The 2,592-nt window shown below is 35.2% G+C and carries 2 protein-coding genes and 1 pseudogene; all 3 read right to left on the bottom strand.

The window, feature by feature from the left end:
* Positions 1–390 precede the first annotated feature (390 nt).
* Positions 391–1,029 (bottom strand): annotated as a pseudogene (locus GZ1_RS17560) (SpoVR family protein); the annotation flags it as partial.
* Between the two features lie 47 nt (positions 1,030–1,076).
* Positions 1,077–2,042 (bottom strand): Kiwa anti-phage protein KwaB-like domain-containing protein, encoded by a 966-nt coding sequence (locus GZ1_RS17555; RefSeq protein WP_011230106.1) that lies wholly within the window; start codon positions 2,040–2,042, stop codon positions 1,077–1,079.
* The coding region (locus GZ1_RS17550; protein WP_217996042.1) for a KwaA family protein at positions 2,035–2,592 on the bottom strand (558 nt) is incomplete at its 5' end. The genes GZ1_RS17555 and GZ1_RS17550, both read right to left, overlap by 8 nt.

Here is a 2,592-nt window from a genome sequence, read left to right as displayed (position 1 = left end):
GACTCTCCGTATGTACATGCCTATATTATAACCGATATTCAGCTGTTTTAAAAGTTAAAATAAACAAGTCGTGTGCCTATGAAATTCAGTGTTTTTTTCTAGGATCCGCATCGCGAAATCTTTGATATAACAGCATTTTGGCCATTTTCATTTGCCTAAAATGGCCTCAAAACTGTCGAACTCGGGAGCCACGTTTCTTGCCGTTTCCACACGTTCATTCCCCTCCGTAAAGTCCTACATGACATAATTGTGATAAACATCACAAACCAGTTGTGTTTATTATCCCATAAACTTCCCGCTCTTATCCATCGCAAATTCGAATAATTTGTGACATTTTTCACATATCTGCCGTGACAAACAAAAAAAGCAGGATGCCCCTGCCGTTCGTGATCACAAATACTTCCGATGCACCGTCTTCCCGTCATACGTAAACAACATCGGCTTCTCTTCAACAACCGTCTCCATATGGACCGGACGGCCCCACAACTGATAAATGTAGGGCAATACTTTTTCCAAATACTTCAGATCGAGTTCGATCCCTTCATACCAATGTTTTAAATACAGCTCCCCATTGCGCATGTAGTCGCCGTCATTGACCGTGATATACGGAAACCCGCCGTTGACCCGCATGCTGACGAGTTGGTCGCGGATATGCTCCCAGTTTTTGTCGACGATTTTATATTCTTTTCCCTGTTTTTGGAACAAATACATATCTTCGCGCATGACGAGCTCTTTCGTCAAATAGTTGCGCAAAAACGAAATGTCGGATTCCAGTTCGCGCACTTCAAAAATTTTCGCCCTCCCCGACCCCGGCTTGACGCCGTATTTTTTCATCTCCTCAGTCGGGTTGTTCCACCGCTCTTCAATGTCTTCAAAAATTTTCAGTCCTAAATAATACGGATTGATGCCGGTGCGCGACGGTTGCACGACGTTGGCGTTCAGTTTCGCAAATTCAATCGCCTCATCGCTCGTCAAATCCATCTCGCGCAAAATGCGCTGATGCCAATACGTCGCCCAGCCTTCGTTTATCTAAGATGCTTATTTTATTCCAACACTGACACAACAAAACACAGTAATTATTGTATACGCATTTTATTGATAGCTCGGTATTTATCATCAGTAATTAAAGAGGAAACAAAATTGTCTAATATTACATCAATAACCAATCGCGCTTCTTCTTTTGTGGTACAGACTATCCTGCCTTGCTCATCTAATTGCAAATTAATCATGCCAGTATTTATCAATTCCTCAATACGCTCTCTTTTTATGCGTTCCAACCCATAATCAGCTGCCTTAGCTAGCTTCTTTTGAAGACTTATCTGAGACTGAACAAATTGTAAAAAGTTAGAATCATCTGAAACAATCCCTTTTTCCATTATCTGTTCGACTATTTCATCTGCTGCTTGTCTAAATCTTTCATAATATCTAAACAAAGATAAAATTTTATTTTCATTGTACAATAGAACATTATTACCAATTATAATTCCGTCCCATTGATCGTCTAAAAAAAGCTTCTTGTCTCTTTCTTGGGAGATCTGATAATCACCTCTATCCACAACTTCAAGTATTTTACGTTTTTTTAGAAATACACTTTCGTTTATTATTTTTAAAAAATAAACCTTCATTTCATCATCAATTTCAAGTTTCGCTAATAACACTTTAGGTTTAAAATCATCTCTATTTATTAAAGTCCTTGCATCATTTTCAACTTGCTCATTATTTATACGCTGAGTCCATAAATAAAGTTGATTTAAATTATTTATTTCAATATATCTTTTTATTGTCTCGCTTTCTTCGTCAACTTCTCTAATATTTAATACTTGATAATTTTCTGTTACATCCTCTAGCAAAGCCTTTGTGGTTCCCAACAACCAATCTTGTACTGATTGGTCGATTGGAATTTCTTTTGGATCACAATCATCATAAACAGATTGTGTTCCTTCTCTTAGTACAGAACCTACTATAAATAACTGGTAAACGTAATCATTGTTATGTTCCATTTCATTAATTTTTTCTTTTACATAAATCAATTCATCATTCATTTTGTTGCCCCCTACTCCCATCGATTAATACTGTTTCTTTATCTCTAATAAAACGATAACAAATTATTTTTTTACCTAAGCATTCCTCGAATTTATCATTTTTAGAAATAAGGAGTGCTTCACCTAAATCTGTTTCGATAGCGTATATTCTTAATTTTAGAGCTGCCATAACTGGATTGACATAAAGTAAATCTGAATACATCGATAACCAGAATATTAAAAGAATAAGAACAAATAAAACTATTATATCCCTAAAATTATCCATATCTAGACTAATCAGCGGTAAAACATAAGTAACAAGGTAAACTAATATATCCCTATCCCTAGGTTGTATTTTCTTAATGGTATATTTTTTCTGTCCAATCCTTTTTTTCTCTGTGGTTCTTAATTCAAACAATATAAACAATATCGATAATAATGAAATTACCAGCAGCAAAGTTGATATAAGTCCCATTACTCCATTTAATGTTTTAATCTCTAACAGAAACAATATATCGATAAACCTCCAATATTTAATACAATAAACAAGGAATTCATAATTAAAAAATTT

This window comes from Geobacillus zalihae NBRC 101842 (assembly GCF_001544135.1).
Classification (GTDB): domain Bacteria; phylum Bacillota; class Bacilli; order Bacillales; family Anoxybacillaceae; genus Geobacillus; species Geobacillus zalihae.
This window is presented reverse-complemented; position numbering and strand designations above follow the sequence as displayed.

What these genes read in the sequence shown, in the direction of transcription:
- GZ1_RS17555 (WP_011230106.1), bottom strand. Translation starts at nt 2,042, where the DNA reads ATGAATGATGAATTGATTTATGTAAAAGAAAAAATTAATGAAATGGAA.